This is a genomic window from Pseudooceanicola nitratireducens (assembly GCF_900109195.1).
In the GTDB taxonomy this organism is placed as follows: Bacteria; Pseudomonadota; Alphaproteobacteria; order Rhodobacterales; family Rhodobacteraceae; genus Pseudooceanicola; species Pseudooceanicola nitratireducens.
This window is the reverse complement of the sequence record NZ_FNZG01000005.1, coordinates 120,385-146,222: the sequence shown is the minus strand read 5'-3', so window position 1 is coordinate 146,222 and position 25,838 is coordinate 120,385. Positions and strand designations below refer to the sequence as shown.

26 protein-coding genes are annotated in these 25,838 nt (G+C 63.5%); 8 read left to right on the top strand and 18 right to left on the bottom strand.

The window, feature by feature from the left end; all coding sequences use genetic code 11:
* Window positions 1–29: 29 nt before the first annotated feature.
* From BMX99_RS17160 to BMX99_RS17105, 12 genes are all read right to left on the bottom strand, one after another.
* Window positions 30–2,483 carry a CaiB/BaiF CoA-transferase family protein gene (locus tag BMX99_RS17160; RefSeq protein WP_093454823.1) on the bottom strand — a complete coding sequence of 818 codons (2,454 nt, stop codon included), beginning with the start codon at window positions 2,481–2,483 and terminating at the stop codon, window positions 30–32.
* Between the two features lie 65 nt (window positions 2,484–2,548).
* The gene (locus tag BMX99_RS17155) at window positions 2,549–3,694 is read right to left on the bottom strand and encodes a thiolase C-terminal domain-containing protein (protein WP_093454822.1); all 1,146 of its coding nucleotides are present in this window, start codon (window positions 3,692–3,694) and stop codon (window positions 2,549–2,551) included.
* On the bottom strand, window positions 3,691–4,104 hold the full coding sequence (locus BMX99_RS17150; protein ID WP_244525661.1) for a Zn-ribbon domain-containing OB-fold protein: 414 nt from the start codon (window positions 4,102–4,104) through the stop codon (window positions 3,691–3,693). The genes BMX99_RS17155 and BMX99_RS17150 overlap by 4 nt, the downstream gene beginning before the upstream one ends.
* Before the next feature lie 38 nt (window positions 4,105–4,142).
* Window positions 4,143–5,006 (bottom strand): MaoC/PaaZ C-terminal domain-containing protein, encoded by an 864-nt coding sequence (locus BMX99_RS17145; RefSeq protein ID WP_093454818.1) that lies wholly within the window; start codon window positions 5,004–5,006, stop codon window positions 4,143–4,145.
* A gap of 102 nt (window positions 5,007–5,108) precedes the next feature.
* Window positions 5,109–6,236 (bottom strand): flagellar biosynthesis protein FlhB, encoded by a 1,128-nt coding sequence (gene flhB, locus BMX99_RS17140; protein ID WP_093454815.1) that lies wholly within the window; start codon window positions 6,234–6,236, stop codon window positions 5,109–5,111.
* Between the two features lie 10 nt (window positions 6,237–6,246).
* Window positions 6,247–6,999 (bottom strand): flagellar biosynthetic protein FliR, encoded by a 753-nt coding sequence (locus BMX99_RS17135; protein ID WP_093454811.1) that lies wholly within the window; start codon window positions 6,997–6,999, stop codon window positions 6,247–6,249.
* Window positions 6,999–9,104 carry a flagellar biosynthesis protein FlhA gene (gene flhA / locus BMX99_RS17130; RefSeq protein ID WP_093454808.1) on the bottom strand — a complete coding sequence of 702 codons (2,106 nt, stop codon included), beginning with the start codon at window positions 9,102–9,104 and terminating at the stop codon, window positions 6,999–7,001. The genes BMX99_RS17135 and flhA overlap by 1 nt, the downstream gene beginning before the upstream one ends.
* 3 nt (window positions 9,105–9,107) lie before the next feature.
* Window positions 9,108–9,866, bottom strand: a complete 759-nt coding sequence (locus BMX99_RS17125; protein ID WP_093454805.1) for a transglycosylase SLT domain-containing protein — start codon at window positions 9,864–9,866, stop codon at window positions 9,108–9,110.
* Entirely contained in the window at window positions 9,866–10,135 is a 270-nt protein-coding gene (locus BMX99_RS17120; RefSeq protein WP_093454802.1) for a flagellar biosynthetic protein FliQ, read from the bottom strand. The genes BMX99_RS17125 and BMX99_RS17120 overlap by 1 nt, the downstream gene beginning before the upstream one ends.
* Before the next feature lie 52 nt (window positions 10,136–10,187).
* On the bottom strand, window positions 10,188–10,508 hold the full coding sequence (locus BMX99_RS17115; protein ID WP_093454799.1) for a flagellar hook-basal body complex protein FliE: 321 nt from the start codon (window positions 10,506–10,508) through the stop codon (window positions 10,188–10,190).
* A gap of 10 nt (window positions 10,509–10,518) precedes the next feature.
* Window positions 10,519–10,929: a flagellar basal body rod protein FlgC gene (gene flgC / locus BMX99_RS17110; protein ID WP_093454796.1), complete on the bottom strand. Its 411-nt coding sequence runs from the start codon at window positions 10,927–10,929 to the stop codon at window positions 10,519–10,521.
* Window positions 10,930–10,943: 14 nt separating this feature from the next.
* Window positions 10,944–11,345 carry a flagellar basal body rod protein FlgB gene (locus BMX99_RS17105; protein ID WP_093454793.1) on the bottom strand — a complete coding sequence of 134 codons (402 nt, stop codon included), beginning with the start codon at window positions 11,343–11,345 and terminating at the stop codon, window positions 10,944–10,946.
* A gap of 90 nt (window positions 11,346–11,435) precedes the next feature.
* On the opposite strand from BMX99_RS17105, the gene fliI reads away from it, so the two are divergent.
* On the top strand, window positions 11,436–12,791 hold the full coding sequence (fliI, locus tag BMX99_RS17100) for a flagellar protein export ATPase FliI (protein WP_093454790.1): 1,356 nt from the start codon (window positions 11,436–11,438) through the stop codon (window positions 12,789–12,791).
* Between the two features lie 17 nt (window positions 12,792–12,808).
* Here the strand turns inward: fliI and repC are convergent, their stop codons facing one another.
* The 6 genes from repC to motA form a co-directional block, all read right to left on the bottom strand.
* Window positions 12,809–13,978, bottom strand: a complete 1,170-nt coding sequence (repC, locus tag BMX99_RS17095; protein WP_093454787.1) for a plasmid replication protein RepC — start codon at window positions 13,976–13,978, stop codon at window positions 12,809–12,811.
* Between the two features lie 184 nt (window positions 13,979–14,162).
* Window positions 14,163–15,134 (bottom strand): plasmid partitioning protein RepB, encoded by a 972-nt coding sequence (repB, locus tag BMX99_RS17090; protein WP_093454784.1) that lies wholly within the window; start codon window positions 15,132–15,134, stop codon window positions 14,163–14,165.
* A 1-nt stretch (window position 15,135) separates the two neighbouring features.
* Window positions 15,136–16,311 carry a plasmid partitioning protein RepA gene (gene repA / locus BMX99_RS17085; RefSeq protein WP_093454781.1) on the bottom strand — a complete coding sequence of 392 codons (1,176 nt, stop codon included), beginning with the start codon at window positions 16,309–16,311 and terminating at the stop codon, window positions 15,136–15,138.
* 164 nt (window positions 16,312–16,475) lie between these two features.
* Entirely contained in the window at window positions 16,476–16,892 is a 417-nt protein-coding gene (locus BMX99_RS17080) for a flagellar FliJ family protein (RefSeq protein ID WP_093454778.1), read from the bottom strand.
* A complete protein-coding gene (locus tag BMX99_RS17075; protein ID WP_093454775.1) occupies window positions 16,892–17,239 on the bottom strand; it encodes a hypothetical protein in 348 nt (115 codons plus the stop codon). Before BMX99_RS17075 ends, BMX99_RS17080 begins: the two co-directional genes overlap by 1 nt.
* Window positions 17,239–18,105 (bottom strand): flagellar motor stator protein MotA, encoded by an 867-nt coding sequence (gene motA, locus BMX99_RS17070; protein ID WP_093454772.1) that lies wholly within the window; start codon window positions 18,103–18,105, stop codon window positions 17,239–17,241. Before motA ends, BMX99_RS17075 begins: the two co-directional genes overlap by 1 nt.
* Before the next feature lie 130 nt (window positions 18,106–18,235).
* Here motA and BMX99_RS17065 point away from each other — a divergent pair, with 130 nt between their 5' ends.
* The 7 genes from BMX99_RS17065 (at window position 18,236) to BMX99_RS17035 (ending at window position 25,823) form a co-directional block, all read left to right on the top strand.
* Entirely contained in the window at window positions 18,236–19,513 is a 1,278-nt protein-coding gene (locus BMX99_RS17065; RefSeq protein ID WP_093454769.1) for a hypothetical protein, read from the top strand.
* Entirely contained in the window at window positions 19,510–20,862 is a 1,353-nt protein-coding gene (locus BMX99_RS17060) for an FkbM family methyltransferase (protein ID WP_093454766.1), read from the top strand. The genes BMX99_RS17065 and BMX99_RS17060 overlap by 4 nt, the downstream gene beginning before the upstream one ends.
* Before the next feature lie 6 nt (window positions 20,863–20,868).
* A complete protein-coding gene (locus BMX99_RS17055; protein WP_093454763.1) occupies window positions 20,869–22,728 on the top strand; it encodes a tetratricopeptide repeat protein in 1,860 nt (619 codons plus the stop codon).
* A 116-nt stretch (window positions 22,729–22,844) separates the two neighbouring features.
* A complete protein-coding gene (locus BMX99_RS20030; RefSeq protein ID WP_093454760.1) occupies window positions 22,845–23,171 on the top strand; it encodes a MucR family transcriptional regulator in 327 nt (108 codons plus the stop codon).
* A gap of 97 nt (window positions 23,172–23,268) precedes the next feature.
* The gene (locus BMX99_RS17045) at window positions 23,269–23,658 is read left to right on the top strand and encodes a Ros/MucR family transcriptional regulator (protein ID WP_254772005.1); all 390 of its coding nucleotides are present in this window, start codon (window positions 23,269–23,271) and stop codon (window positions 23,656–23,658) included.
* A 66-nt stretch (window positions 23,659–23,724) separates the two neighbouring features.
* Window positions 23,725–24,774, top strand: coding sequence for a flagellar motor protein MotB (locus BMX99_RS17040; protein ID WP_093454754.1), 1,050 nt, complete (start codon window positions 23,725–23,727; stop codon window positions 24,772–24,774).
* A 290-nt stretch (window positions 24,775–25,064) separates the two neighbouring features.
* Complete coding sequence (locus BMX99_RS17035) at window positions 25,065–25,823, top strand: hypothetical protein (RefSeq protein WP_093454751.1); 759 nt, start codon at window positions 25,065–25,067, stop codon at window positions 25,821–25,823.
* Window positions 25,824–25,838 lie beyond the last annotated feature (15 nt).

Sequence of the window (25,838 nt, the reverse complement as noted above, 5' to 3'; positions counted from 1 at the left end):
CCCCCCCCCCCCCCGCTAATCCAACCCCATCAGGTCAGCGCACCAGCCTCGCGCAATTCCGCAATCCGTGCCTCATCCAGCCCCAGCCAGTCGCGCAGCACCAGGTTCGTGTCCCGGCCGTATTCGGGCGCGGCGACGCGCACCTCGGCGGGGGTCAGGCTTAGCTGGAACCGGCAGGTCTCGTGATGCGCAGGCGTGCCGTCGGTGCGGGGGCGGGTTTCAAAATGACCCCAATGCGCCAGCTGCGCGTCTGCGGCCAGATCGGCAGGCGTTGCGGCCACGGCGGCGGCCACCCCGGCGTCCTGCAGCAGCGCGGCAACCTCAGCCGCGTCGCGACTGCTGCACCAGTCCGCGAGGGCGCTGTCGATCATCCGTTCCTGCGCAATCCGGCCCGCAAGGCGCTCCAGCCCCGGGTCGGCCAGCACCGCCAGCCCGGTCACGTCGCGCAGCGATCGCCAGGCGGCGTCATCGCTGACACTGATGGCGATCCAGGCGCTGTCGCCTTCAGGCGCGGCGCAGCGGTAGCATTCGTTCGGCACGCAACTCGCGTCCCGGTTGCCCCGCGCAACAGGCGAGGTTCCCGTGACCGAGGCCTGTGCGAAGGCCTCGGCGATGAACTGCATCCCGGCCTCGGCCTGGCTGATGTCCAGCTTGCGCCCCTGCCCCGTCTTGCGCCGATCCTCAAGCGCGGCCAGCAGAACCGGCAGCGCCAGGCGCGGGGCGACGAAATCGGTATAGGGCCCGTAGGGTCCGATCGGATCCGCCCCTTCGCGGCCCGCAAGGATCTGCAGCCCCGACATGGCCGCGCCGATATTGCCGAAGCCCGCCAGCGACGACCACGGCCCCGATTGCCCCATCAGGCAGGTCGAGACCATGACAAGGCCCGGGTTCTCCTGCGACAGGACCTCGTATCCCAGGCCCCATTTGTCCATCTGGCCGGGGGCAAAGCTTTCGACGACCACGTCGACCTTGGCCGCCAGATCGCGCACGATCTGCTTGGCATCCTCGGTGCCCATGTCCAGGGTCACGCCCAGCTTCCCGGCGTTGCAGTTTTCGTACAGGCCGGATTTGTTCAGGTTCCTTTCGCCGCCCGGGAAGGGGCCGGTCAGACGGGCGACCTCGGGCTTTTTCACGCTTTCGATGCGGATGACCTGCGCGCCAAAATCGGCCAGGTTGCGGCCGATCATCGGGCCGGCGACCACCCAGGACAGGTCCAGCACCTTGATCTGGTCCAGAGGTTTCGCGACCTGCGCAGGGACCTTGGCCGGGGCAAAGGGCTGCGTTTCGCGCGGCTGGCTCCAGGCGGTGACCATGGCGTCGCCACCTTCGCCCGGACCTGGGGCCGGCGCGGGGGCCACAAAGCCTTTGTCCCAGCCAAGCGCCAGCTTGCCGGGCAGTTTCAGCGCGCCGACCTCGTCAAAGAATCCGCGCGCGGCAGCATGGGGGCTGTCCAGCAGATCGCCCGCGTCAAAGATCGGGGCCAGCATCAGGCGATGCTCTAGCGCCAGCTCGACCGCATCTCGTTTGGTGATCGTGGCGAACCAGGCGGCGACCTCGGTGCGGGCCTGCTCCATCTCGTCTTCGCTGATCTCGTCGTTTTCGATCCGGGGCGGCAGGGTGATCCAGTCCCATTCCACGAATTTCTTCGACACGACCCCGATGCTGTCGAGGTACTTGAACAGGTTGTTGGTGAACCGACCGGCGGCGGGGCCAAGCGCCAGGTGCATCTCGACCAACCCGTCCTTGACCGGCCATTTCGACCGCTGCGTGCGCGACCCGGACCCCGAGAGGTCCAGTTCCTTTTTCTTCTTCGACTTCACCTCGGCCCGGAAGACGTAATTCGGGTGGCCGATGACGGCGGCCATGGACAGCGACAGGGTGCATTGCGTGGCCGAGGCCTGGGCGTTGCTGACCACCCGCTGGCCCTTGCCACCCCGCCGCCGCGCTTCCAGCGCGACCATGACGCCGCACAGCGCATCGGCCGCCGCGTGGTGCCAGGCCTGCGGCAGGGACAGCCGCGTCGGCACGCCGGCCTGGGATTCCGTCGGGTTCAGCGGTCCGCCCGCCGCCCAGAGCGTCAGGTCGGACGAGGCCCGCCCCGCCCCCGGGCCCGTCAGGCCAAAGGGGGTCATGATGGCGTGGATCACGCCCGGGTTCCGCGCCAGCAGCGCGTCGGTGTCCAGGAAGGGATCGCGGCCCGGCGTGCCGCATTCCAGCACCACGTCGGCCAGGGCGATCAGGTCCAGCAGCCGCGCCTCTTCCGTCGCGCGATCCAGGATCAGCGACGACCGTCCGGTGCCATAGGTCTGCCAGTAAAGCGACCCGCCCTCGGTATCGAAGGGAGGCTCCCTCCGCGCGGCACCTCCGCCCGGAGGCTCGATCGCCAGCACATCCGCGCCCATCAGGCCCAGCATGCGCCCGGCCAACAGGCCACGGTGATCCGTCAGGTCCAATACCCTTAGCCCAGCAAGTGCCCCTGCCATCTCGTCCCCTCCCCTTGAGATTTGGCCTTATTCTTAGACCGTTATGTGTGGTGGCCGGGTCCGGCCTACCACTGGTCCTCGGTGGTCAGTACCACGGTCGCGGCGGCGCTGAACATGCCCCCGACCCCATGCACCACGGAAAGCTTGGCGTCGTCGATCTGCGCCGGCGAAACGCCGCGCATCTGCCGCATGCTTTCCTGCAAGGCATACATCCCGTACATGCCCGAATGCATGTAGCTTAGGCCGCCCCCGTTGGTGTTCAGCGGCAGCTTGCCGCCCGGGCGGGTGTTGCCCTCGGCGATGAAGGCCCCGCCTTCGCCGGGTGCGACAAAGCCCAGATCCTCAAGCCCGTAGATCGGCAGATGCGCGAAGGCATCGTAGATCATCAGGTGATCGACATCCGAATGGCTGATCCCGGCGTTCTCGAAGGCCATCTTGCCCGAGACGCGAAACGCCTTGGACGAGCTGAAGCTTTCCATCTGGGAAATCATCGGCCCTTCGGCGGATTCACCGCCCATGCCGCGCAGATAGACGGGTTTCGTCGGGAAATCCTTGGCCCTCTCGGCGCTGGTCAGGATCAGCGCGCCGCCGCCATCCGACACCAGGCAGCACATCAGCAGCCGGAAGGGATAGGCGATCATCTTCGAGTTCAGGACATCGTCGACGGTGATGGGATCGCGCATGGACGCCCGCGGGTGGTGGGAGGCCCACTCGCGTTGCGCCACGGCGACCATGGCCAGCTGTTCCTCGGTCAGGCCGTCGTCCTTCATCTTCCGCATGACCGGAAGGGTGAAGCGCGACGGCGGGAACAGCGGGCCATAGATGGATTCGAATTCCTGCTGCTGCATCGACGGGAAGATCGGGCGGTGATTGCGGTTGTTCGACCGCCCGCTTTCGCCATGCGTGATCAGCACGGTCTTGCACAGACCGGTTTCAATCGCCGCGGCCGCGTGGCGCACCAGGGTGATGAAGGAACAGCCGCCCACGGATGTGCCATCATACCAGGTCGGCGTGATGCCCAGGTACTGAATGATCTCGGCCACGTCGTGACCGCCGGTGGCCACGCCGTCGATATCGGCAGGCGTCAGGCCACATTCGGCCATGGCGTTCAGCGCGGCATCGGCGTGCAACCCGGTTTGCGACAGTTCCGGGACCTTGCCCATGCGGGTGGTTTCTGCGGCGCCGACGATGGCGATACTTGCGCGGCTCATGCGGCACCTCCGGTGGCGGGTTTGAACTGGGGAACGGCGATGTCGCCGCGCTGCTCGAAGGTGACTTCCAGCGGCATATCAAGCTCCAACGCTTCAGGATCGGCGGGGCAGTCCAGGATATTGGCGACCATCTTCACACCCTCGTCCAGCATGACGACCGCGACGGTAAAGGGCGGTTCGTACCCGGGCGCGGGCAGGTGGTTGATGATGTAGGAATACAGCCGGCCCTTGCCGCTGGCCTCGATCACGCCCACATCGCGCGACCCGCAGGTCGGGCAGAAGGGACGCGGCGGGAAATACGCCTTGTCGCCACAGGGTTTGCAGGCGTTCAGCAGCAGCTTGCCCTTTTTTGCGCCGTCCCAGTAGAACCGGGTTTCGGCATAGATCGTCGGCAGGGGCCGGTCGGTCATCATCTGTCTCCTTGGAAATCGCGGGGATCTGGCGGGCGTTATTTCAGCCGCGCCAGACCGTTGTTCAGAACCACCACGTCGCGTTCGACCACGCGGGCGCGGAAGCGGATGTCGCTGCCGTCGCGCCACATCTCGGTGCGGATGGTTTCACCGGGGTAGACCGGCGAGGTAAAGCGCAGCTCAAGATGCGTGAGCGCGGTGAAATCGCCATCCGCCAGGGCCTGGGTGATCGACCAGGACGCCACGCCAAGCGTGCAAAGCCCGTGCAGAATGGGGCGTTTGAACCCGGCCCCTTCGGCCACGGCCGGATCGGCGTGCAGCGGGTTCAGGTCGCCCGACAGCCGATAGATCAGCGCGGCCCCTTCGGGCGTGGTGAAATCATGGGTGACATCCGGCGTGCCCTCGGGCACCGGCTGGACGGGTTTGACCGGCCCGTCCGGCCCGCCAAAACCGCCGTCGCCCCGCGCGAACGAGGTCGAGGAAACGGTGGCCACCCGCGCGCCCGTCGCCTTGTCGGTCAGGTCGCGTTCGGAATAGATCAGCGCGCCCTTGCCTTCGCCCTTGTCGACGATGCCGGTGATGCGCAGCTGGCTGACCAGCGTGCCTTCGGCGGGCAGCGGCGCATGCAGCGTCAGCGCCTGTTCGCCGTGCAGGATCTTCTGCCAGGTCAGGCCGGTGTCAGGCTCCATCGCCCAGAAGCCGGGATAGCCAAGGACATTGACCATCGCCGGAAGCGCGGCAAAATCGGGGTCGCGTTCATAGGTCGCGCGCAGATGCGACGGGTTCAGCGGGTCCGTGACCCCAAGCCCCAGTCCAAGCGCATACAGGATGCTGTCCTTGGCGGTATACTGATGTTCGATGACAGGGAATTCCCGCGCCATCAGCGCGTCGTAATTGATCATGACGTCTCCTCCTGCCGGCAAACTACATAGCTGGATAATGGTTTGCAAGCTAATTAATTTGAGACATCACTCCCGCAGCCGGGCCTTCCCCCCCTGCCCCGCCTATTCGTCGTCCCACCACCGCAGGGTCGAGCCCTCGGGCGGCATGCGCTGGATATTGGCCTGCAGGTCCAGGACATAGCCGATGATCTCGGCCACGGCCTGCCAGTGTTCAAACGGGATTTCCTCGTCGATCTCGGCGACGTCGTGCAGGGCGCGCGCCAGGGGGCGGTTCTCGACCAGGGGCACGTCGTTGTCGCGTGCCACCTTCCGGATCTGCGCGGCCATCAGGTCGGCCCCCTTGGCGACACAGATCGGGGCCTGGTCGGTGCCGTTGTCATAGCGCAGCGCGACGGCGAAATGGGTCGGGTTGGTCAGCACCACGGTCGCCGTCGGCACGGCGGTGGTGATGCGCTGCTGCGCCCTGCGGCGGCGCTGTTCGGCCCGCTTGGCGCGGATCAGCGGGTCGCCTTCCATTTCCTTGTGTTCGTCCTTGATGTCCTGGATCGACATCCGCAGCTTCTTCATCCACTGGAACCGCTTCCACATCACATCCGCCGCCGCCAGGACGGTCAGAAGGATGGTGATGATGATCAGCAGGATCGAGGCATAGCGCCCGATATAGGGCAGGATCGCCTCGGGCGAGACGCCCTGCGCCTGCCAGATCCCCCGCACCGCGACCTGCGCGATGTAGATCGAGATGCCGCCCACCACCAGCACCTTGGCCACGCTTTTCAGGAACTCGACCATCGCATCCAGCGAGAAGATCTTCTTGAACCCCTCGATCGGGTTCACCTTGGACAGTTTCGGCGTGATCCGGTCCACGGCGACGACGACCTCTCCCTGGATCAGGACCGCGACGATGGCGGCAAAGACCATGGTGAAGGCCACCGGGGCCAGCACGGTGGCCAGGCTGCCCGACAGCTCCATAGTGACCTGGCTCAGGTCGCGGATGCCCTGGCGGTCTTCCCCGATGACCACCTGGCCGGCGTTTTCAAAGACGCGGCGCAGGCTGCCGACCAGCATCGGCCCAAGCTGCGGGAGGAAGAAGATCGCCACCAGGAACAGCGACATGACGGACATCATGTTGCCGACTTCTTTTGATGACGGAACGTCCCCTTTCTCGCGCGCCTGTCTTAGTTTTCGCGGGGTTGGGGCTTCGGTCTTGTTCTGCTTGTCCTCTTCTGCCATGCGCGCCTCCTCAGAAACTCAGCAGGCCCAGCCACTCGACAAAGCGGGTGGCAAAGGTGCGCACGGCCGTGGGAACGGCCAGAACAAGAACGAACAGCCCCGCGGCGATCAGCACCGGGGCGGCAACGAAGAAAACCGGAAGGCTGGGCAGCATCCGGTTGGTCAGGCCAAGGCCAAGGTTCAGCACCACGCCCATGACAAAGAAGGGGGCCGCGACCGAGACCCCGATGTAAAACGCCGTCTGGGCGGCGCGGGCGATCTGTTCGGCCAGATCGCCGGGCATGATCAACCCGGGCGGAAAGACGAAATAGCTTTCGATCAGCGCTTCCAGGATCAGATGGTGGATGTCGGCTGCAAAGATCACCGCGACCGAGGCCAGAAGCAGCGCCGTCGCGATCAGGGTCGACCCCTGAAAAGACCCGATGTCGGGCGCAAAGGCGTTCGACAGGCCGGACACCATGCCGATCTGCGCCCCCGCCACCTGCATGGCGGTCAGAAGGATGCGCGACACCAGCCCGATCCAGATGCCAAGCGTGACCTCGACCCCCATGGCTTTCACCAGGTCGATGCCCCCCGGGGGCGCGCCGGGCGTGGCGACGATCGGGGTGATGGCCAGCGCGATCAGCACCGCCGCCGCCAGCCGGTGACGCACGAAGACAAAGCTTTCGCCAAAGCCCGGCATGAACATCATCGCCGCCCCGATCCGTGCAAAGACCAGCGCCACTGCAAGGAACTGGGTGGACAGCAGCGCGCCAAGGTCCATCAGTCCTTACCGATGGTGGTCAGGGTGCGCAGGTTGGCGTTGCGGTGCACCTCGTTATGGGAAATCACCTGGGTCATGGGGCTGACCCGTTCCAACATGTTGCGGATGAAGCTGCGGGCCTCGGGCGCGACCAGGATCGCGGGCCAGCGGTCTTCGGCGGCATGCATCTGGATGGTGCGACGGGCTTCCAGCACGAATTCCTGGATCCGCTGCGGGGCCATGATCAGGTTCTTGTCGTCGCCGTTGATGCGGATCGCGTCCATGAACTCCTGATCCCATTTCTGCGACAGGGTGATCACCGGGATGGACCCGTTTTCATCGCTCAGCGCCTTGCAGATCTGGTTCGACAGGCGGCGGCGCACGTGTTCGACAATGTTGACCACGTTCGAGGTGCCGCGCTTGGCCTCGGCCACGGCCTCGACGATCAGCGGCAGGTTGCGGATCGAGACCCGTTCGTTCAGCAGCCCCTGCAGCACGTGCTGGATCAGGATCGCCGGGCTGGACCCCATTTCCCCGATCAGTTTCTGGTAATCGCGGTCCAGCGTCTCGATCAGGTGCTGGGTTGCGCCATAGGTCAGCAGGTCGGGCATATGTTCCTTCACCACCTCGGTCAGATGGGTGGTGATGACGCTTTCGGGATCGACGACGGTATAGCCCTGCCGCTCGGCCTCGCTGGCCTGGTTGGGCAGGATCCACAGCGCATCCAGACCAAATGTCGGATCCTTCGCGGCCTCTCCGGCCATCTGCAGCGGGTTGTCGGCGGGGTTCACCACCATCATGCCGTTCGGGCGGACCTCTCCCCTTGCGACCTCGACCCCCTGCACCAGGATGGCATAGGTGTTCATCGGCAGCCCCGGTTCGTCGGTGATCCGCACCGAGGGCAGGACAAAGCCGAATTCGCGGGCAAAGAGGTTGCGCAGCGACTTGATCTTGCCGGGCAGCGCCGCGTCCGAGGCCGACATCAGCTGCACCAGCGATTCCGACATCTCAAGCCGCAGATCATCCAGCTTCATGGTGGACTGGACCGTGTCTTCCTTGGCCTTGGCAGTCTCGCGTGTCTTTTCGATCTCGGCGCGGCGCTTGGCCTCGGCGGCCTTTTCTTCCTGCTGGCCGATGTAATAGCCCAGCCCCGCCATCAGCCCGCCAAGCGCCAGGAAGACGATCAGCGGGAAACCGGGCAGAAGCCCCATGGAGGCCAGCAGACCGGCGGCCATGTACAGCGCCTTGGGAAAGCGCGACAGCTGGCCCAGCACGGCCTCGTTCGCGGCGCCTTCGGTGCCGCCCTTGGTGACGATCAGACCGGCGGCCAGCGACACGATCAGCGCCGGGATCTGGGTCACCAGACCGTCGCCGATGGTCAGCGTGGTATAGGAATTCGCCGCGTCCCCGACCGACAGATCATGCTGCAGCACACCGATCAGGATGCCGCCGATCACGTTGATCAGCGTGATGATGATGCCGGCCACCGCATCGCCGCGCACGAACTTGGACGCACCGTCCATGGCCCCGAAGAACCCGCTTTCGTCTTCCAGTTCCTTCCGGCGGCGCTTGGCCTCGTGTTCGTCGATCAGGCCCGCGCCCAAGTCGGCATCGATCGCCATCTGCTTGCCGGGCATACTGTCCAGGCTGAAGCGCGCGCTGACTTCCGCGATCCGGGTCGAACCCTTGGTAATCACAAGGAAGTTGATCACCACGAGGATGGCAAAGATCACGATCCCGATGACGAAATTACCCGAGACGATGAAGCGCGAAAACCCTTCGATCACGCCCCCTGCGGCCCCGCTGCCGGTGTGCCCTTCGGACAGGATCAGCCGGGTCGAGGCGACGTTCAGCGACAGCCGCAGCATGGTCACGACCAGCAGCAGCGTCGGGAATGAGTTGAAGTCCAGCGGGCGCGGAATCCACAGCGCCACCATCAGGATCAGCACCGACAGCGCCAGCGAAATCGCCAGGCCAAAGTCCAGGATGATCGGCGGCAGCGGGATGAACAGCACCGCCAGGACCAGCACGACACCAAAGGCAAAGCCGATGTCGCGGTTCTTCAGACCCAGGGCGAACATCTGTCCGCCGCCGTTGGTGTTTCCGATCAGATCGCTGTTGGCCATGGATCAGGACCCCCGGCTGAGATTGGGCAGGATCGGAGACAGCTCTCCGGTCCCGAATAGGGTGCGTCCGCGGCTGCCGTCCTGGCTTAGATCCGCGGTCCAGAAGGCCCCCGTGTGGGGCTTGCTGGGGGCGGGGTCGCGGCGGGTTGCGCCAACCAGGGCGCGCAGGCGGTCAAGCTCGGCATTGGCGACGGCGACGTTGCGGTCCAGCCGGGCCAGATAGGCCTGGCCAAGCTCTTCCGTGCGGGAATGATAGGCGGCGGCGGCCTCGCGCCAGCTGCCCTTTGACCGGTACAGCCGCGCCAGGTACTGCGCCGCATATTCGACATTTCTGGCGGGGTTGAAGCCTTCGGTCACGCTGTCAAAGGCATCGGGATGCCAGAGCATGTTGATCTGCATGCAGCCCACGTCGATGGACTTGACCCCGGCCTGTTGCTGCGCGGCGACCCAGGCGGTCGCCTCGGCTTCGGTTTCGAAATACTTGCCCCGGCCTTCGGCATTCGCGGCATAGGGCCAGACGGTCAGCTCTCCATCGCGGTACAGGCCGCTTTCCTGCAAGCCTATGCCCAGCAACAGATTATCGGGGATGTCGTGACGCATCTGGGCCAGCAGGATTTCCCGCACGCACAGCCCGTTCGCACTCGCCTCGACCCGCGCCACGGCGCGTTCGGTCGGCTTGTAGAAACCGGCCCATTGGGCAGATGCCTGAGATGACAGAACTGTCAGTCCTGTCAGAAATGCGGCAAACAGACCCCTGCGCATCACACCGTCCCGCTTGCGATCAGGTCGAAGACCCGGTCCGACAGGGTCTTGACCGTGGAATAGATCAGCGGCGTGGCGATCAGCAGCACCACGAAGATCGCCGCGATCTTCGGCACGAAGGTCAGGGTCATTTCCTGGATCTGGGTCAGCGCCTGGAAGAACGCGATGACAAGCCCCACGGCCAGCGCCACCCCGAGGATCGGAGAGGATGCCAGCAGCACCGTCAGAAAGGTATCCGACAGGATGTCATATGCGTCTGTCTCAGTCACGTCACCCCGCTTTGCCCGCGCCCCGGACCTCGGGGGCGCGCGTTCAGATCAATCAGATCGGCATCTGCATGATCTGCTGATAGGCCTCGACCAGACGGTCGCGTACGGAAACCGCAAGCCGCAGCGTGGTTTCCATTTCCATCGTCGCCTCGACCACCTGCTGCGCCGATACCTCGCCGACCAGACCGGCCTGCTGGACCTGCTCGGCCTCGCGCACGGTGGTGACGGTGTTCTGCGCGGCATTGCGGACCAGTTCGGCAAAGTTGACGCCGGCGGCTTCCTCGGGCGACGCAATGGCCCCTGCCCCGCCCTGCAGCTTGCTGGACGATCCATAGGCGTTGTTGACCAGGCCCGTGGTGATCAGCTTGTCCATTGCTCAGCCCTTACTTCAGCAGATCGATGATCTGCGACCGCATGCGACGTGCGGCCTCGAACATGTTCATGTTGGCTTCATAGCTGCGGGCCGCTTCGCGCATGTTGGCCATCTCCATCACGGTCGAAACGTTCGACACCTTGATGAAGCCCTGCTCATTCGCGGCCGGATGCGACGGTTCGTACCGCAGCGAGAAGTCGGTGTTGTCCCGGTCGATCGAGGCGACATGCACCGTCGAAACCCCGGTTTCGCGATTGACCATTTCCTCGAAGGTGATGGTCTTGCGGCGATAGGGATCTTCGCCCGGCGAAGCCCCGACCGATGACGCGTTCGCGACGTTTTCCGACACGACCTTCAGCCGCTCGCCCTGGGCCAGCATGCCGCTGGCGGAAATATCAAGGATGGATTTCAACGGATCCATGTCTGCCCCCTACCCTATCTGACGCCCGTTGCGGCCAGCGTCAGAAGCTCGTGCCCCTTGCGATACAGCTGCGCCGCCAGGCGATAGTTTTCCGACACCTCGGTCGCCTTGATCGTCTGCTGTTCCAGCGCGACGTTGTTGCCATCCAGCGAGGTCTCGTAGGCATCCGGGTCTTCGACCTGGGAAATGCCCTCGACGCGGGATCCGGACAGGCCACTGATGTGGCGGCTGTTGGTGGTGCGTACGCCGGACGCTCCGGTGCTGCGCAGCACATCGGCAAAGGGGGTCACATCCTGCGACTTGAAACCGGGCGTGTCCGAGTTGGCCACGTTCTGCGCGATCACCTGCTGGCGCGCGCCAAGCCAGTTCATCCGGTTGGATGCGAGATTGAAGAAGGACAGGTCGCTCAGCCTCACAGCAAGGTTTCCTTTTCATTCAACCAAGGATATACTTAATTGATGCTAAGATTAGCATGAATAAAATCGCAAGAGCAATGGATAGTTATCATGAAGACGGCATTCTCTCAGCTTTCTACCCTTGCTCGGACATCCGAAGCAGCAAGAATAGCGGGTGAGGTCAGCGCCATCGTCGGCCTGACCCTGACCGTGGTCGGATTGAACCGGGCGCTTGGCATCGGTCAGCGCTGCACAATCCATGGGCGAAAGGGTCCGGTCCTGGCCGAGGTCGTCGCGGTGTCTTCCGCCGGCACCCAGGTCCTGCCCTTCGGCAACTGGGATGGCGTGACGATTGGCGACCGGGTTGAGATCTCGACCAGCGGCGAAACCATCCGCCCTGACCTCAGCTGGATCGGCCGGGTGGTGAACGCGCTTGGCAAGCCGATCGACAATATGGGCACCCTGCACGAAGGCCCCCTTGCCTGTGCGCCCAAGGCCGCGCCGCCGAACGCCTATGCCCGCCGCCGTGTTGGCGATCGCATCGACACGGGCGTGCGCGTCTTCGATGTCTTCACGCCGCTGTGCCGGGGTCAGCGCATGGGGATCTTCGCCGGCTCGGGCGTTGGCAAATCGTCCCTGCTGTCGATGATGGCGCGCAGGGCACAGGCGGATGTGATTGTCGTGGGTCTGGTCGGCGAACGCGGGCGCGAGGTGCAGGACTTCATCCAGAAGGACCTGGGCACCGAAGGTCTGAACCGGTCCGTGATCGTTGTGTCCACCGGGGACGAACCGCCGCTGATGCGCCGGCAGGCCGCCTGGACCGCGACCGCCGTGGCCGAATACTTCCGCGATCAGGGGCTGCACGTTCTGCTGCTGATCGACAGCGTCACCCGCTTTGCCATGGCGCAGCGCGAGATCGGATTGGCCGGGGGCGAGCCGCCGACCTCCAAGGGCTATCCGCCGACCGTCTTTGCGGAACTTCCGCAGCTGCTCGAACGCGCCGGACCGGGCACTGGCGAAAAGGGCGACATCACCGCGCTTTATACCGTTCTGGTCGATGGCGATGATATGAACGAACCGATTTCCGACGCGGTGCGCGGGATCATGGATGGTCACGTTGTGTTGGATCGTTCGGTCGCGGAACAGGGGCGCTATCCGGCGGTCAACCTTCAAAAGTCGATTTCGCGGATGCTGCCCGATTGTCACAACCCCGGTGAATACGCGGTCCTGCGCGCGGCGCGTCGGGCGCTGGCCCGTTATTCCGACATGGAAGAACTGATCCGCATCGGGGCCTACCGCGACGGTTCGGACAGCGAGATTGACGCAGCAATCCGTTTCGCCCGTCCGGCCGAGAACTTCCTGACCCAGGGCAAATCTGAAAGCACGACGTCCGATCAGGCCTTCGCGAAGCTTTACGAACTTCTTGGCCACGCCGGGATCGAGGTCGAGACCCCGAAAGAGGGATGAGTTGACAGCTGTCAACTTCACGCCGCCTTCCGGGCGAGCGCAGTCAACAAGGGGAGCGGTGAGAAATCACCCTCCCCTGCTTTTTGCGCAAGCGTTCGGAAATAGGCCCCGGGATTCGCAATTTCAGAGATGCGTTGAACCAACACAGCCACAGTTGCTGCCGCATTCTCGGGTCCCATGGTCTGGCACGCCTTGGCCCAGTTCTGTGCATCAATGCCAACCATTGGGGCCACGCTACAGATGGCATACAGATAATCGCTCCAATCCCTGACAGGTCGGTCGAAATAGGCTGTGACATCGGGGCAGGAGGTTAGAACCATCCCCAGGTCCGGGGCTTTCTTATCAGGTATATCTTTATCTGATTTCTGATAGTGGCGCTCATTTTGCGCGGGGTTGCCGCTCAGTTCCGCTGTTTTCGTCTCGGTTTTCACCTGGATGTCCACGGTGTTTTCCACCTGCGGATCGGTGGTGATCTGTGTTCCAAGGCGGGCGTGAATGTCGTTGATCAGAGTTGCCATCTGGTCGCGCATCTCGCGTAACTGATGATAGGACAGCTTCCTTCGCAGGACCTGGCGGGCCAGCTTTGTACGGTCGTCAACTTCGTCCAAATTCGTCTCTAATCCGCTGTGCAGAGCATATTCGATCAGCTTGCTCGCATCCCGAAGCATCAGGGAGACCTCTTCGCGCATTGCCTTGATCTGTTCCCGCCGCGCGATTTCGATATTGGCGCGTTCAAGGATTTCCGGCGCCCGAGTCAGAAGGGGGGTCAGGTCGAAACCAAACGCGCGGGTGATCTGGCCACCGGCACCACGGCGGGCATAGCGTTTGCCGTTCGGGCTGTCGTGCCGTAGGATCAGACCCGCGTTCACCAAAGAAGAAAGATGCCGGCGCAGGGTGCTTTCCGGCATCCCATGGGCACGTTCGGACAGTGAGGCATTGGAGGCAAAGACCACCATCGCCGCACCGTCTTTCAGATCCCGATCCGGGTGGAAGGACAGAAGAACCTGAAGCACGGCGATATTGCGATCAGACAGCCCGAGATCACGAGCGATCAGGCCGACCGCGTTCAGAACCTGGTACTTGTCGACACTTGAAATCTGCGCGAGCGCACGCCCACGGGCCTGATTTTCCATCAGGCAAGCCGTTACCGGCCGCGCCCCGAAGGGCGTCGTTGTCACTGTCCGCATTTTTTATCACGAAAGGCAAATCTTTCCCGTTCTCTGCCGCTTGGCAGAGTTGACAGCTGTCAACCGAAAGGGCTAAATTCGAGGTGCTAGAACGAACAAGGCCTTCTGGGATGATATGTCCTGGGGGGTCTTTTCTTTTGGATCTGCCGGTTTTTCGTGCCTCCTTGGTTGCTGCTGCTCTGGGTTATTCGCCGCGGGTCTTCAGCCAGTCGCGGTGAATGTCGGAAAGGTTGTCGATCAGCCAGGTTTCGAACCCGTCGGTTTCCTTGCTGTCAAACGTCAGGACGGTTTTCCGCCCCGAGGATTTCGCGCGCGCCAGGGGCGCATCGGCGGCCCCGGTGACGACGCGATCATCAGGCTTCTTGGGTTTCGGCTTTTCCTCGGTCAGCGCGGCAAGCGCGGCCTCGAACCGTTGGTCCGAGGGCAGGTTGACCGAGAACTTCAAAGCCCCCGCCAGTTCCGCACCCGAGCTTCGGTTGGCATAGCGATCCGCCAGAAGCCGCCAGCGATCCCGCCCGGCCGAAGGCGCGGGGCCGATCGCCTGGATCACCGCAAGGGGCAGGGTGTCCGCCACGCTGAGCATCCGGGAAATCACCGTCTTGTCGATGTTCAGCGCGTCGCAGATCACCTTGCGGTCGAATCCTCCGTCGCGCATCTGCCGGGCAAAGTTCGCCTTTTCGATGAAGGTCAGATCCTTCCGGGCGGTGTTTTCCTGACCCTGGGCGACGACCAGTTCATCGTCGGTCAGATCACGGACCATTGCCTTGATCGGCATGTCCAGCGCCCGCATTGCGGCAATCCGTCGGCGGCCATAGACGATCTGATAGCGGCCTTCCTGCTTGGGATCGTGACGCAGAAGCACCGGCACCTGTTGACCGTAGTCACGCAAGGAGGCCTTGAGCTGCTCCATGTCCTCGGGGTCTTCGCCCAGGCGATCTTCCAGCCCGCCGGGGTCGATCTGATCGGCGGTGACCTCGATCAGGGCGCGGCTTTTGAGTTCGGCAATGGATTGGCTGACGGCCCCGATGGCCCCCTTGGAATAACGCGGACGGGCAGGGGAGCCGGGCTCCTCTGCCTTGACGATCTTCGGTTCCGTGGGTTCGGTCCGGGGAAGCGGATCCCCCATCAATCCCTTGAGCAGATCCTTGCGTGCCATCCTAGCGCCCCCATGCCTGTTGGATCAGACCTTCGATTTCGCCGTTCACCTGATCGAGGCTTTCGCGCGCCCGGTCATAGGTTGTCCGGGTGAACTGGCTTTTCTCGACCTCGTAGAGTGTCTGCTTGGTGATGCCCGCATCCGAAATCGCGGTGGATTTCAGAACGGTGTGGTTCAACACGTGATCGCCGAACATCGACCGCATGAAACTGACCATCTGGTTCTGCGGCCCGTCGCCCGGTTCGTAGCGGGTGACTACATAGCGCAGCCAGTCGTAGTCCATGTTGCCGCCCGCCTCGGACACCACGCCCAGAAGGTTCGAGGTCATCAGCAGGAACTGGCACATCGACATGACGTCCAGCATCTGCGGATGCACGGTCACCAGAACGGCGGTGGCGGCGGACAGCGCGGACATGGTCAGGAAGCCCAGCTGCGGCGGGCAGTCGATCACCACCACGTCATAGTCTGCTTCGACCTCGGCCAGCTTGTCGCCGACACGGGTGAAGAAAAGACTGCCCGACCGTTCGGAGAGGGCGCGGGGGGTTTCGTGTTCGAACTCCATCAGGTCCAGGTTGCCCGGGACCAGGTCGAGATTCGTGAAATATGTTTTCTGGATGACGTCGGCCAAGGGCACGGGATCGTCATAGCGGATCGCATCATAAAGCGTGCCGCCGTCCAGCAGATCGAATTCCGGCTGGAACCCGTGCAGCGCAGAGAGCGAGGCCTGCGGGTCAAGGTCGATCGCCAGGACGCGATAGCCATCAAGCGCCGCCTTCTGCGCCAGATGCGCGGCGGTCGTAGTCTTGCCCGACCCGCCCTTGAAGTTGATCACCGTGATCACCTGAAGATGGTCACCGTCGCGCCGGCCCGGCATGTAAGTGCCTGGAACCTTTGCACCTTTTTCCAACATCTCGCGCAGGGTCTGGATGTCGTCGCTGGTGTAATAGCGCCGTCCGTTGCCCTTCATCTCGACATCCGGGGCCTTGCCGTCCAGATGCAGCTTGCGCAGGTAACTGTCCTTCACGCCAAGCAGATCCGCGACCTCACCGGCCGCGAATTTCCGCATCTCTTTCGAGGCGTTCGGCGGGAACAATTGTGCCCGGTGTTGCTGTAGCCGCTCTGACAACCGTTCGGCGTGTTCACCGATCAGTTTGTCGATACGTTCACTGCGGCGCATGTCTGCTCGCCCCTCTGTCTGATCCGTTTGTTACGGATTTTGCCGTTCTAGACGCTTTATAGCGTAATTAGATGCGGCGTTTTTCAGATTCGGGCAAGAAGAATCTGCCAAGATTAGTTGGAATTAATCCTTGAGGCAGCGGATATGGTGTTTTTACGCCAGTTTTAGCGGTTCCAACGCAGGATCGTCATTTCCTCGATCTCCTGCTGTTCGCGGCGGGCGCGTTCGCGCTGTTCGTCGCGCAGGTCCTTCACGCGCACGGTCTCATAGACCTTCTGCTCCCGGTACAGCTCTCTCAGCTGGTTCTCATAGCGGATCAGCTGGGGTTCGATCTCAAGCATCTTGGCTTCGATGCGGCGCATCTCGGCGGTGACCGATTGCACGAAGGCGGCGATATAGGGCTGCGCCTCGGGGGAAGACACTAGGCGTTCGCGTTTCAGCCGTTCGCGCAGATCCTCGCGGCCTTCCTTCAGCGCGGTCATCTGGCGGCGCAGATCGGCCATGTCGCGCTTGACCTCGTCAATGTCGAGGCCGCGCAGACGTTCCATCAGGGACAGGGCGCGGCGTCGCTTGGCCGACATCAGTGGCCCCCGGATTTCTTGCTGTCGGGGGTGCCGCCGCGCATCGCCACCAGCTTGTCCCGCATGGCGGTCAGCGTGGGCTCGGGGAGGGCGACGAAAGACCCGCCAAGCGTCACCTGGCGGGGCAGAAATTCTTCGTCGATCGGGGTTTCGGCCGCTGCGGCGTCTTCCTCTTCGTCGGCGGTCTCGTAGCTGACCAGCTGCGGCGCCGCCTCGGGGGGCAGGGGCTCGGCCTCTTCCTGGGCGAACATCGACAGATCGCCGATGCGCCAGCCCAGTTGGTTGGCCACGATCCCCGGCACCGACACGGCGGCCGCGGCGCTTAGCATATAGACCGCGACCCGCATCAGACGGCCGGCAGTTCTTTCTGGGCCGCCTCAACTTCGTAGAAGTCGGGCTGCATCCGCGTCGGAATGTTGCCGCGGCCGATTTCGACACAGATGTTCGGCGGCTGGTTCGAGACCATGGCGACAAAGATGTCGCGGATCACGTGGTAGAAGGCGCCGTCTTCGTCTTCGATCTGGGTCAGGCGGCCGGAAATCGGCTGCACCATACAATAGGCCAGGAACACGCCAAGGAAGGTCCCGACAAGCGCGCCACCGATCATGGCACCCAGAACCTCGGGCGGCTGGTCGATCGAGGACATGGTCTTGATCACACCAAGAACAGCCGCAACAATCCCGATTGCCGGAAGACCATCGGCCATGGATTGAATCGCATGGGCGGCTTCCAGTGCCTCGTGATGGTGCTTCTTGATCTTGCGGTTGATGACGTCTTCGGTCGCGTATTTGTCGTCGAACTGCATCGAGAGCATGCGGAAGCTGTCGCGGATCAGGTCCAGCGCGAAGTGATCCTTGAGGATCTTGGGATAGCGCTGGAAGATCTCGGATTCTTTCGGGTTCTCGATGTGATCGTCCAGTGCCAGGATGCCCTTGGCTTTGTAGATCCGGGTCAGTTCGTACATCAGGGCCAGCAAGTCATTGTAATCCTTGCCTTTCCATTTCGGACCCTTAACGACCTTGCCGACGCCCTTTGCCGCGCCTTTGATCACCGAGAAGGAGTTTGCGATGACGAAGGATCCCAGGGATGCGCCGCCGATCATCATGCCTTCGAAGGGCAGGGCATGAAGGACGATGTCCATCTTGCCGCCCGACAGCATGAAGCCCCCGAAGACGAGGCCAATGACCATCGCCAAGCCAAGGAACATTGTCATTGTCTGCCACCTATATGCTGCTCTGCCGGGTTAAACCGGTCTGTTGTTCGCAGCATATGTATAATTGACATCCGATCAAGTATAAACAAGAATAGTTGGCGATTGTTTCATGCTCCGACGAGGCCGTTTGATGAACCAGACAGACAAACTGGCGTATTTCCTTGATGCGGATCAGCTGGCTGGCGTCTTCGCCGAATGGCCGGATGACATGAACGTGGTGCTCTGCCTTGAGGATTCGGGCGATTGCGAAATCGTCGTCTACCACCAGGACGAAGGTCATTCCGTTCTCAGCAAGGTGGCCGGCATTCTTGAACGTTCCGTGGGCGAATTCACCGTGGTCCCCGAGATGCGCGGATATCCGACGCGGAAGGTGTTCTTTTCCGAAGAGCAGAAGCTGCTGACGCTGGTCGCCGACACGATCGACCTGCCCGAGACCGCGCTGGATTACGCGATCAACTATCGCTACGCCAAGGACCAGGGGCTGAACCCCGACACCATGCGCCCGCGCGAGACGACGGCGAAACCCGCGCCCCTGCGGGCCGAGCGGCGCACCTTCGAGGCGCGGTCCGAAGGCCGCCCCGCATTCGATGCCGATCACACCGCCGAGGTCATCACCCCCACCTTCCGTCACCGCGAACTGAAGCTGCCGCCGCGCGTCTCGCCCGAGATCCGCGCCCGCGCCGCGCGCCCCAAGGGGATCAAGCCGCGCCTTCGGCTGACCATGGGCGGTCTGGCCCAGGCGGTAAAGGCCGAACCCGCGCCCGTCGCCGCCCCGGTGGTTGAGCCGCAATACCCGCCGGGCTACGCCCCCGCCGCGCAGCTGATGTCCGAGGAATGCCACGTCTTTCAGGCGGAACTGGTGCCCCAGGCCGATGTGATCCGCCTGGTCATCGCGCGCGACAAGGTGACGGTGAAAACCGCGCCCGTCCGGGTCGAGGAACTGCTGTTCCGCGATGACCTGTCGCGCTTCATGCTGGCCCGCGACACGCTGGCGGCCTGGGCCCCCGGTGCGCCCGCCGTGCTGGACATTCCGGTGGCGCAATTCCCGCCGGCCATCGTTGATCGCTTCACCGCCAATCCGCGCGCGGCCGAGGTCACGGTGACCGGGAAGGGCGTCTTCGTCACCCCCGGCGACGCCATGCCCGAAAAGCCCAAGGCGGCGAACCAGTCGCGCCCGCTGCTGCGCGGCGTGGTCACCCCGATGCGCGCCGCCATGCTGGCGCTGGTCGCGGTCGGCGCCGCGGCCGGGGCCATCCTGAACTATGCGCAGGATCCCGTCGTCTCGGGTGCGGATCGCCGCGCCAGCAATATCGCCACGCCCACGGATCAGATCGACCCGGAGGTGACGCGGTTCATCGGAACGCCGCTTGATCTGATCGGCACGATGGCCCGCGAGGCCGGTCAGTGACCGCGCTGACCATCATCACCCCGGTCGGACCGGGGCATGAGGCGCTGTTCGATGCCAGCTGTGCGCCCTCGGTCGAACAGGCCAAAGCCTTTGACATGGGGCCCTTCGACAGCGTCACCCATCTGATGATGGACGACACCAAGGGCGAACATGGTCGGTCCGCGCGGCGGAACACCGCGATCAGACAGGCGCAGGAGGCAGGTTCGGACTGGATCTTCTTCCTGGATGCCGACGACATTCTGACGCCGAATGCCTTTCAGGCCTTCGGGCGGGTCGTGGCGCAGGAACCCGATCTGGATGTGGTCTGGGGGCTGATCTGCACCCTGGACGAGGGCGGGGAACCGACCCTGCGCGAAGAGCAGCGCGAAAGCCTGAATTCGCGCGAAGATTTCCTGTCGTGTCCGCCATACGGTGCCGTACAGATCGGCGGCTTCATGCGGACCGATTGCGTTGCGCGCTATGGCTTTGACGAGGCGATGGACACCGGCGAGGACTACAAGCTGTATTGCCAGCTGTGGAAGGACTGCCGCTGTGCCAAACGCCCCGAGATCTTCTTTGTGAACGTCCGGGGACAGCACTCCACCGGGCCACGATCGGCCACCGGTCTGGACTGGAACAATGAGACGAACCGCCAGTGGGCGGAGCAGCTGAAAGAGGTCCAAATCTGGGCGACCGTCCCCGACGAGGGGGCAGGGCAGGGGCCCGCGCGGATGCGCGTGGCCAACCCGAACGACCTGATCCAGATGACCCATCTGCGCGGCCAGTTTTTCGAGGCCGACAGCCTGGAAAAGCTGAAGAAACTGATCCGCAATCCCAAGCCCCGCATCGTCGAGGTGGGTGCCAACATCGGCAACCACGTCGTCTGGTACGCGCGTCATCTGGACGCCGAACGGATCTATCCGGTGGAACCCAACCCCGAGGCGCTGACCCTGTTGGAACAGAATATCGACGCCAACAACATACGCCCCCGTATCGACACGCGCGGCATGGGCTATGGCGCCGGCAAGAACACCGGCACCTTCCGCACCCAGACCGACAACGCCGACAACCTTGGTGCCACCCGTCTGGTCGAAGATGCCGAAGGCGGCATCGAGACGCGCACGCTGGATCAGCTGATGGGCGAAGACCCAGTCGATTTCATCAAGATCGACGCCGAGGGCATGGAGCTGGACGTGCTGGAAGGCGCAAGCGCGCTGATCGCCCGGGACAAGCCTGTGATCTGGGTCGAGGTCCTGCGCGAGAACATGCTGGGGTTCGCCCAGAAATGGTGCCGCAGCGCGGGCTACCGGATCGTCGATTCCACGCCCTACGTTCACACCATCGATTATTTTGCTGTCCCGAAGGAGTGACAGGCCATGGCCGAAACCGCACTCTCCCGCAAAGACCGCCGCGCCCGGATCGCCAAGGCGTCCAAGATCTATGGCATCAAGGGGTCGGAAAGCCTTGATCTGCACGAGGCCTACAAGGCCCTGAACCAGAACAACGTGCTGCGGGCCGTGCAGCTGGCCCATCCGATCACGAAAAGCCATCCGAAATCCGTGCATGCCTGGGTCGTCATGGGCGGTGCCGCGCTGGCGCAGCGCGAAGGCGACACCGCCGCGGCCTTTTTCCAGCGCGCGCTGGATTTCGCCCCGTCGGAGCCTTCGGCGCTGGTCGGTCTGGCCAAGGCCCATGTGCTTCAGGTCAAACCCGAAGAGGCCACCCGCACCGCCGCCCGCGCCTTTGCCGCCGGGGCCGACGAAAAGGGGCTGCTGGTTCTTTATATGGAGCTGATGCGCCAGATGGGCCGGATCCAGGCCGCCGTCGACGTGGTGCAGCCGGTCATCGCCAAGCAGGACGATGCCGAGCTGAGCATGAAGCTGGCCGACATGCTGACCGACATCGAGGAAACCGGGAAGGCCGCCGTCTGGCTGGAAAAGGCCTGGAAGCTGAAGCCCGAGGAAGAGGGCTATCGCATCGCCCGCCTGCGCGCGCTGATCTATACCGGCCGTCTGGACCCCGCGATCGCGCTGGCCGACGAGCTGCTGGCAGATGACGCCACCAAGGATCGCGATACGGTCGTGCTATATAAGGTGCTGGCGCTGCGGATTTCGAACCAGCCCGAGGTCGCGCTGGACCTGGCCGAGGCGCATGAATTCACCAACCCCGACCGCTATGCCGAAATCCGCGGCATCGTCGCCAACATCCTGCAGGACATCGGCCGCAGCGATGAGGCCGACGACGCCTATCTGGAAGGCATGCACGTTACGGGGGCCAAGCTGAAGGTGTCCAAGGCCTATGGCGCCTTCCTGATGCGCAAGGGCGATTTCACCCGCGGGCCGGAATTCTTCAAGGACCGCTTCGAGAAGCGCCAGCGCAGCTATATCCCCTATGAAAACTCGGACCCGGACAATCTGAAGGCGCTAGAGCAGCTGTTCCTGATCGGCGAACAGGGGGTCGGTGACCAGCTGGCGCTTCTTGGTCTGCTGCGGCTGGCCCCGGTGGATCTGGGCAAAACCAAGGTCACGCTGGCCACTGACGCGCGTTTCATCAAAGCGCTGGAAGGCAATGCCTATGGGTTCGAGGTGATGGACCGCAATGTCTTCACCTCGGAACCGCGCGAGATGAAGGCGAACGAGATGATGTATATCGGGGATCTGACCCGATTCATCGATCCGGCCGACCGCGCCGCGCATCAGAAACCCTGGGTCACGCCCAATGCGACCCGGATGCAGCATCTGCGCAGCAAGTACGAAGCCCTGGCCAAAGGCGGGCCGATCATCGGGGCGGCCTGGGCCTCGGGGTCCATGCTGGGGCATCTGCGGTCGGTCAGCCTGATGGATATCGTCAGTGCCGTGCCCGAGGGCGCGCTGGTGGTGAACCTGCAATACGGCGACCGCACGTCTGAGATTGAGGCCGCACAGCGCGCGCGCCCCGACATCACCATCCTGGACGACCCCGAAGTCGATCAGATGGCCGATCTGGCGACCTTCTTTGCCCAGGTCGCGGCGATGGACCGTATCCTGACCATCGACAACACCACCGCCCATGTGGCCGGTGCCATCGGGCATGACGACACCCATGTGCTGATCCCCACGGGGTCGGAATGCATGTGGTATTGGGGCAATGAGGGCGACATCGACCCCTGGTATGGCAACCTGAAGCTGTATCGTCAGGCGAAACTGGGGCAATGGGACCAGCCGCTTTCCATGATGAAAACGGCTGTGTGTCCGTAAAGCCACGGGATAATCTTGTCATCGCATGAAAAACTCCGGCTTTATAACGGTCTTTAACCTTGTTGGCCTATCTGTTCTTCAACAGGAGGCGCAGAAGCGCCTGGACAGGGGCTGAAATGGGTATCGGACGGGGCGTTTTTGAAAGACGAAAGGGGTTGTTGGCCTGGCTGACATCCCGGTCTTTCCTTGCGCGTGCCGCAACCGGCCCGGCGCAGGCCTTGCGGCCGGCGGTGCGGATCGAAGACAGCGTGACGCCGAATTTCCTTGTCTGCCTGGAAACGGGGTCTCGTCAGGTGCTGCTTCGGCGGCATCTTCGCGAAACGCTCCGGATGACACCCGAAGAATATCGGGACAGATGGGGGCTTCCCCCCGAATACCCCATGGTGGCGGCCAACTACCTTGCGCGGAGAGCAGCCGCGCAAAGGCAAGGTCATCATGGATAACAATAACCAAAAGAGGGTCGGATCCGGCAAAAGATCGGACGATGGCCCCGAATGGCAGTGATTGAGGCATCTCATGGCAGACCAGAGCAGAAAGGACATGATCGCAACGATCGTCGCGTCCTATGCTGCGCGGCCGGATAGTACACCGGACGCGATTGTAGAACTGTACAACAAGCTGATGGGCGGCGCGGGGGAAACCCCCGAGCCGCCGCAGACTGGCGCGGTGAAACCCGCGCTGCCGCTGGACCGCGCCGTGACCGAGGACAAGGTATACTGCCTGTGCTGCGGTCGGGGCTTCAAGATGCTGAAACGGCATCTGGGCGCGGAACACGGGCTGACCGAGGCGGAGTATCGCACGATGTTCGGGCTTCCGGCCGATTTCGCGCTGGTTGCCCCCAGCTATTCGCGGAAAAAGGCCAGCCACGCCAAACAGGCGGGCTTTGGCAAATATGACCGCGGCGTCCAGAAACTGGACACCGACGCGTAACGCAGGGCGCCCCGCAAGGGGCGCGCACCCCCCGACAACACGAAGCGGGCATAAGGCAGAGGGCGCATGGCAGGTAACGACCAACAGATCGTCATCAAGAAGATTGAAGAAGTCGGCGGTGGCGGACACCACGGCGGCGGCTGGAAGGTGGCCTATGCCGACTTCATGACCGCCATGATGGCCTTCTTCCTTCTGTTGTGGATCCTGGCCGCCTCGGACGAAGAGGCGCTGAGGGGGCTGGCCGATTACTTCACCCCGTCGCTGTCGCAATCGGGCGGCAAGGGGCAGGGCATGCTGGACGGCCAGATCATTGCGCCGAACGGCGAACAGGGCGGGTCCAACACGCCCGACGGCAACACCCGCCTGCCCAGCTTTGGACAGGAAAACCCGCTGGCCGTCTTCGACAGCCGCCTGCGGGAAGAAGCTACCGACGTTCTGGTGGAATACGAGACGCTTGAAGACGGCACCATGGTCGAAAACGCCGCCACCAAGGCCGGCCAGGACGGTACGAGCGACCAGGAATTCGATGGCACTGCCGCCGAACGCGCCGCCGAGGCGCAGGCGATGCAGGAACAATATCAGGCCGAGGTGAAGCAGCGCGAAGCCCAGATGGAGCAGCTGGAGAACGAGATCCGCCGCCACATCGCCGACCGTCTTGACCTGCGGGACCTGGGCGAGAACCTGCGCTTTGACCGCACCTCGGACGGGTTGCTGGTGCAGATCGTCGACAACGCGGGGCAGTCCATGTTCACCAGCGGCTCGGCCCGGGTCGACAGCCGCACCCGCGACCTGCTGCGCATCATCGGAGAGGCGATCGCGGACATGAAGAACGCCATCGTCATCACCGGCCACACCGATGCGGTGCCCTTCACCAACAGCGTCGGCTATTCCAACTGGGAACTCTCGGCCGACCGCGCCAATGCCACGCGGCGCGTGCTGATCGACACCGGCGTGTCGCCGTCGCGGATCAAGCGGATTTCCGGCCTCGCCTCGACCGAGCCGCTGAATGCGGCGAACCCCGAGGCGGCCGAGAACCGGCGCATCAGCGTGCTGCTGGCCTACCCCGAGCCGCCACGCCCCGAGGATCTGCCGCAGGCGCTGCCCTCGAATCGCTGATCGAATCGTTAAAGCCGCGTTAACGGGTGTTTCCAGATCGGAAACGCCCGCCAATGGCCGCCCGCGCCCGATTTCCCGGCGCGGGCGGCGGTCGTTTATCCACATCCCGGAAAATTGCAAAAGGCGCTTGTCTGTAAACGCCTTGCCTTCGTCTGCCCATTGGGCTACCCGCTATATCTAGCGAAACGGGGAAAAGTTATCCCCATATTTCGCAGCCCTTCCCGGATAGTTTCCTTTTATCAGCGCCCGCCTACCTATAGGTTGGACCCACAAGATATTGGGGCGGTTTCATGGGACAAGACCGAGTACTGGAAGACATCTGGACGGGGCGTATCCGGCCGGCACGGGGTGCAGAGGCGCAGGCCCTGTCCCGCCAGCTGCGCGCGCTGGTTCCGGTGCACCACGTGCTGGTCTCGGCCCAGGCGGGCAGCGACCGGGTTGCCGTCATGCTGGACGATGCCGAACTGATGCCCGCGCTGCCCCTGGGCGACGTGCTGGTCGAGGAACTGGGCGTCGACGTGCCCTATGGCGCGCTGGTCGTGCTGCGCGACGCCGGATCGACCAACCCCGTGTCCTATGACGCCGGCATGATCCTGGGCGAAATCCTTCTGACCCTGCTGCGCACCGGTCTGTTCCCGATGGAACGTGAGACCGACGCGCTTTATGCCATGGCCTGCAGCTATGACCAGCTGATCGAGGCCAGCGGCTTCCGCCACACCGCGCTGGATCCGACCGAATTCCGGCTGGGGCTTGCGGCCTCTCTGGGGTCCTACTGGTCCGGGGCAGGGGTGCCGGGGGCAGATACCTGCGGGCTGTTCGATCGCGCGGACTTCCTGCGCCGTCCGGAACTGCTGCGCTATCTCTCGGCGCTGGACGCAAGTTTCGCCATCAGCGGCCCGGCGGCGGTCCCCGCACGGCTGATGCTGGCCCAGGGTGGCACCCGCGGGTTCGAAGACTGGCTGCAGCATGTCGGCGCCACGGTTTCCAAGGAAATCGGTGTGTCAACAAGGATTTCCCCGGTTCAGGTCAACAATTCTCAAAGAAACTGACCTAATTAAACCATT